At 44.3% G+C, this 5,821-nt stretch carries 7 protein-coding genes and 1 pseudogene; 5 read left to right on the top strand and 3 right to left on the bottom strand.

The annotated features are described in order from the left end of the window. The 3 genes and pseudogenes from RMO27_RS05395 to RMO27_RS05400 form a co-directional block, all read right to left on the bottom strand. A partial coding sequence (locus RMO27_RS05395; RefSeq protein WP_309730129.1) for a hypothetical protein occupies positions 1-1,287 on the bottom strand: 1,287 nt, incomplete at its 3' end. A 12-nt stretch (positions 1,288-1,299) separates the two neighbouring features. Continuing rightward, positions 1,300-1,365: pseudogene (locus tag RMO27_RS23740) on the bottom strand (hypothetical protein); the annotation flags it as partial. A gap of 161 nt (positions 1,366-1,526) precedes the next feature. Continuing rightward, a complete protein-coding gene (locus RMO27_RS05400; protein WP_309730132.1) occupies positions 1,527-1,982 on the bottom strand; it encodes a cupin domain-containing protein in 456 nt (151 codons plus the stop codon). Positions 1,983-2,202: 220 nt separating this feature from the next. On the opposite strand from RMO27_RS05400, the gene RMO27_RS05405 reads away from it, so the two are divergent. From RMO27_RS05405 to mazF, 5 genes are all read left to right on the top strand, one after another. Further along, on the top strand, positions 2,203-4,302 hold the full coding sequence (locus RMO27_RS05405; RefSeq protein WP_309730135.1) for a DEAD/DEAH box helicase: 2,100 nt from the start codon (positions 2,203-2,205) through the stop codon (positions 4,300-4,302). Between the two features lie 212 nt (positions 4,303-4,514). After that, positions 4,515-4,781, top strand: coding sequence for a type II toxin-antitoxin system ParD family antitoxin (locus RMO27_RS05410; RefSeq protein WP_309730138.1), 267 nt, complete (start codon positions 4,515-4,517; stop codon positions 4,779-4,781). Continuing rightward, positions 4,781-5,092, top strand: a complete 312-nt coding sequence (locus RMO27_RS05415; protein ID WP_309730141.1) for a type II toxin-antitoxin system RelE/ParE family toxin — start codon at positions 4,781-4,783, stop codon at positions 5,090-5,092. Before RMO27_RS05410 ends, RMO27_RS05415 begins: the two co-directional genes overlap by 1 nt. Before the next feature lie 70 nt (positions 5,093-5,162). Then, a complete protein-coding gene (locus RMO27_RS05420; RefSeq protein ID WP_309730145.1) occupies positions 5,163-5,405 on the top strand; it encodes an AbrB/MazE/SpoVT family DNA-binding domain-containing protein in 243 nt (80 codons plus the stop codon). Continuing rightward, a complete protein-coding gene (mazF, locus tag RMO27_RS05425; RefSeq protein WP_309730148.1) occupies positions 5,405-5,743 on the top strand; it encodes an endoribonuclease MazF in 339 nt (112 codons plus the stop codon). The genes RMO27_RS05420 and mazF overlap by 1 nt, the downstream gene beginning before the upstream one ends. The last annotated feature ends 78 nt before the right edge of the window (positions 5,744-5,821 follow it).

A 5,821-nucleotide genomic window follows, 5' to 3' on the forward strand; every position in this document is an offset into this window, starting at 1 on the left:
CCGAACCGATTCGCACAAATGGCATAATGGTTGCAAAGCTAAAATCTCATCGATCGCGCTGACTCGATCTAATTCTGGCAGATCTTGCCTAATCCAGATCGCCACAGGTGTTGTCGCTTGCAGAATTGCTCTAAATAAATCTTTTCTCATCGATCGAGGATGAGTGCAAGTAACTTTCAGTCCAATTTTATATTTCAAATTATTTCTCAATATTTCCCAGTTAAAATGCTCTATTACTTGCAGATGTTCAAATTCAGTATGGATTGAATCATCTTGCAAAACTATCCTGACATTATCCCAAGCTTCATACCATTGTGAAAGATAAGCATCTAAGTAATCGAGATCTAGACGTTCTAACGATCGCAGTCGAATTGGATACTTAATTCCTACAGTAATTTCATCAGCGATCGGATCGATAATTTTCCAGCGATCGATCTCCATACACATCAAGTTGATAGGTAAGAATACCTCGATCGTTAGTTCGTATCTCCTCCCTCTTAGCTGTTTGAGAGCTTTTTTGAGGAACCGATTGAGTTCGATCGGGACTTGAGTGAGTTTACATATTTTCCCTGGTAGTTTGTCATCTGGATCGAGGAGAGGATCGAATCTTTTCGAGATATCTTGTTCTGAATCATCTGTAATTAACCAAGCTCTTAGTAGGAATCGATCTCGATCGTCAGGAGTGAGAGTAGCAATTAGATATGACTTATTAGCTACTCGATCGCCATCAGATTTAGGCGACGATCTATTGTTGTTGGTTTCTGGGGGCTTTTTTGCAGCTAATTGTTTCGCGATCTCCTGGAATTGATCGCGTATTTCTGGAGTCAGATTTTTAGATTGAATTAATCGATCGAAGAATTCAGATAATCTTCCAAACTGTTCGAGGGTATGTATCTTTTGAGAGATATTATTTCCCGCCAAACTCCACACACCTGCATCAGGAGGTAGTGAATCTTGATAAGCTCGTTGGATAGTATCTTCAGAAATATCGGAAAAATCTAGATCGATCGGTGATACTGGGGCAGGATTAGTAAAATCATTACCTGGAGCGAGAAATTGAAAAATACTACTAAGCTGTTCTTCTAGTAATTCAATCTTCGGCTTTAATCGATCGACTTTTGCTTGAGCTTCTTCGATTTGCTTATCTTGTTTAAAAATAGTTGCCGCATCATTTTCGATCGCTCTAGCCTGGGACAATCGATGCAGTTTTGTATGCCATAAATCGTATTGCTGTTCTAAAGCATCTAATTCCTGCTCTAATCTATGTCGCCGTCGATCTGCTGACATTACTTTGATTTCCTATTCATCCCACTGCTGATAAATGCGATCGCCGACGTGGGTATCTTTTTCGTTAATATTGACATTGTACTGCCTAGTTGTGAGATAGTTTCACGATCGCCAGACCTCAATAAGTGATACAAGATATCTACATCAGCCTCTGTATATTTGCCAATTTTAAAGTTCTACTTTAAAGTTCTACTTTAAAGTTCTACCGAGCCTGCTATGCTAAACCGTGAAAACCGAAATCAAGAATCGCTCATTTCAAAATCGGCGAAGTCAAATCCAGGCACCACTACACAGGCAACTAGCGCATATCCCACACTACCGAAGATCGGCTGCGCTTGTTGCCAATGGTTCGGCGGCACAACGGCCTGCCAGCAGGCATCTCGACCGAGACAGGTTACTTGTGGTGCCCCGTGTAAAGTTTCCGCAGTGACTAACTCCAGTGGGTCGCCTGCTTGATGAAACCATAATTCCGCCGATCGCACTCGATGCCACCGCGAACAATAACCAGTGGGTAGTAGAAACAAAATCGCAGTCCCCGCTGCGCGATCGCCAGTATAACCAGCGGGTAAAATCGACCTGGGTACACACAGATCCGATCGCCAGGTTTCACGATAAAAACCACCCTCAGGATGAGGCTGCAATTGCAAATTATCGATGAGCTGAATGACAGTATCAGAGAGTGGCAGGGGCGGCATGAATAAATATTTACTAGGAAATTGGTTGCAAACTAGATCGATGCATGACACTGTATACCATGATATCGATCGGGCTTAATTGCTTTATGTGTCAATGTTTGAGAGTGGCGATATCGCTAGAAATTTGCGAATTCGATTAGTCGATATTTCATCCATATAGACTAAGTTTCTGTCAAAAAATTGCATACACTTATTCTATTGCTAACTCACTACTGAATGCATGACATCTGCTTTTTCCCGTTTTCCCGATCGATTGCAAGCTGCGATTACTTCCCGCTTGGGGTGGACGTCCTTGCGCCCAGTCCAAGAACTGGCAGGACATGCAATCCTCGATGGCTATAATACAATCGTCCTCGCACCGACGGCTGGCGGTAAGACGGAGGCGAGTATGTTTCCGCTATTGGCGCAGATGGTAGCAAAGGAACCGCAAGGGGTGGGGATACTCTACATCGCGCCGATTAAGGCGTTATTGAATAATCAAGCCGATCGATTGGGGATGTATACAGAGATGCTCGGTTTGAGTCGGTTTCTGTGGCATGGGGATATCAAAGCCGCTCAGAAAAAAGCCTTCCGCAAACAGCCAGCGACGCTGTTGATGACGACGCCCGAATCCTTGGAAGTGATGTTGATGTCAGCGAGTGTGCCGCATACAGAGATATTTGCAGATTTGCGCGCGATCGTCATCGACGAGGTTCACGCCCTAGCTGGGAGCGATCGCGGGGCGCATTTGATGTCCGTGCTAGAGCGGTTAATTCGGGTAAGTGCCAATGATGTCCAACGGGTGGGTTTGAGTGCCACCGTGGGCAATCCTGACACGATTCTGGACTGGTTACAGGGGACTTCCAAACGCCCGCGTTGTAAGATCGATCCGCCGAAGGAACATAGTAAGAAAGAAATTCGGATCTTGATGCAGGATTCCAAGACGGATATCGCCAATCGATCGAGTATGTTGGCTCAGGGCAAAAAGAGTCTCTTATTTTGTCAGAGTCGCGCGTTGGCTGAGGAAATCTCTGGGGCGATGCAAAATCGCGGCATTGATGTATTTATCCATCACAGTTCGGTGGCGTTGGAGGAGCGGACGCTGGCGGAGGAGCGGTTTGCCAATGGGCATAATAATTGCATTGTCTGTACTTCGACGTTGGAGTTGGGCATTGATGTTGGCGATTTGGATGCGGTTCTTCAAGCTAATGCGCCCGATACGGTTTCGGCTTTTTTACAACGCTTGGGGCGCACGGGTAGACGCGGTGGCGGTGCTAATACAACGTTTTTAATCGATAATTCAGCAGCATTATTACAAGCGATCGCGGTGATCGAATTGGCCCGCCGGAATTGGGTAGAATCGATCGTCGTATCCGATCGCAATTGGGCGGTATTAGTCCAACAATTACTGGCGATGACGCTGCAAGCTACTTCAATTTCACCAGGGGATGTGTGGGCGCAATTAGGCACGATTCCCGATTTTAAAGGGATTAAAAAGGCAGAATTCGATCGCTTAATCAAGCATATGCTTAAAACGAATTACCTCTACCTAAATGGGGGCTTACTGGCGATCGGAACTGAATCCGAAAAAGCCTTCGGGCGCAAGAATTTCATGGCTCTCTATGCCGTATTTAGTTCGCCCCAACAGTATGATGTTTATACCGAAAAAGAACAACCGATCGGTTCTTTAGAACAGAAGTTCATCGATACTCTGACTCCTGGAATTAGTTGTTTCCTTTTGGGTGGGAGAGCTTGGATCGCGCAATCGATTGATCGAGATAATCGCTCTCTGATCGTTGCCCCCGCACCGCAAGGCAAGAAACCAACTTGGGGCGGATTTATTCCTCAATTTCTGGGTTGGGATATCTGTCAGGAAATTGCAGCTTTATTAAAATCTAAACAGGATTTAGTTTATCTCGATCCGATCGCCAAATCGGTATTAAATAACGCTCGTGAAGAACGTCGTCAGGAAGTTATTGAAGGAACGATTTGGGAGGAAGAGAAGGTTCAATGGTGGACGTATGCAGGCGGACGCATCAATCGCACGCTTAAATATGGCTTGGAATGTCTATGGGGTTGGGAAGTGAGGGCGGATAATTTTCAGGTAACGATAACTGGCGAACATTTAACGCCTGTAACGTTCGATAGTGCGATCGCCGAAGTGACTAAGCCTGAGTTTTGGCAAGCGAAAACTACTCAGGAATATTTGTTAAAAAGCTTACCTAATTATCGGTTTAGTAAGTTTCAGCAAGTTTTACCCGATCGATATGCTTTAGAGATGGTGCAAGGGTATTTATTAGATATCGATGGAATTGGGAAGTTAAAGATCGATCGATCGTAATCTATTCAGAAGCAATAACAATCTTAGCTATGTTTATAATCTATCAATGGAACAAGCAGAGCTAGAGCGAATAATCGAACAAGCCAAAATGTGTAAATTAACACACCTAGATCTAATTGGGTAAATCGTGGCATTCATCCCGACGAATTTGCAGTGCAAACTTGAGATTGAAGTGCGTTAGACTATAAGTATAACCAGTATTGCTTTCACCTATGGCGATCGTCCTTACACCCGAACACGAACGATTCATTCAGTCGCAAATTGACGCAGGGCAATTTAGCAACCCTGAAGAAGTGATCGATACCGCCTTTCGGTTGCTGGAGAAACAGAGTGCTGAATATCAGCAATGGGTGAACGAAGTTCGGGAAAAAGTAGACATTGCTAGAGCAGAAGTTGCCAGAGGCGAAGTGCTAGATGGGCAGACAGTGGTGAATGATATTCTAGAGCGATTTCGTCAAGCAAGGGAAGCCAGATCCTAATGACTCGTCGCTACAGGATCGCACCCTCAGCCAGCCAAGATCTAGAGCGGATCTCTGAGTACTATATGAGCCGAAGTATCGACGCTGGAGAACGGCTATTTCAAGAATTTAATCGCAAATGCCAACATCTCATCCAGTTTCCGAAAATGGGGCGGAGTTATAGTCATATCGCACCCCTGCTACGTGGACTTCCACTCGATGGCTATATTATCTTTTACGAAGTTACAGAAGAAGAGGTAACTATTCTCCATGTGATTAGTGGTAGTCAAGATATAGAAACATTGCTACGGCAAGACCCTGAAACTAAATAGAATTCGATCTGACCTACGTTATAATGTAGATACAACGTTTCTACTCGATCGCGATCGAGCAGCTTGAGTAATGGTGGGAAATGTCGCAAAATGGGGTAACAGCCTAGCTGTAAGGATTCCCCAACACTTAGCCAAAGAGATTGGACTAATCGATGGCGCGGAAGTAGAACTCGTCGCGATCGATGGTAATCTCACGATTAGACCTAGAAAACAAAAACAATACTCATTAGATGAATTAATTGCCGGAATTACACCAGAAAATCGTCATGCAGAGATCGATACTGGGGTATCTGTAGGGGAAGAAGTCTGGTAATGACAACTAGCTATATTCCAAATCGCGGCGATATTGTCTATCTAGATTTTAACCCAACTAAGGGACATGAACAGCGCGGCTATCGACCTGCGTTGATTATTTCGCCTGCGGCTTATAGTGAGAAGAGTTCGCTAGCGTTATTCTGTCCGATTACTAGCCAGCAAAAAGGTTATCCATTTGAAGTATTATTACCAGAAGATTTGCAAACTCATTGCGTTATTTTAGTAGACCAAATTAGATCTCTAGATTGGAGAGTACGCCAAATAAAGTTTATAGAAACCGTTTCGCCAGAAGTAATTGCCGAAGTCCAGGCAAAAATCGCACCCTTAATTTATTGAAGATCGAGGAGACACTCGAATGAGTATAACTATTGCCAAGTGGACGATCGACCAATATCACGAACTAGTTGCTACAGG

The organism is Chamaesiphon sp. OTE_75_metabat_556 (genome assembly GCF_031378165.1).
GTDB lineage: Bacteria > Cyanobacteriota > Cyanobacteriia > Cyanobacteriales > Chamaesiphonaceae > Chamaesiphon.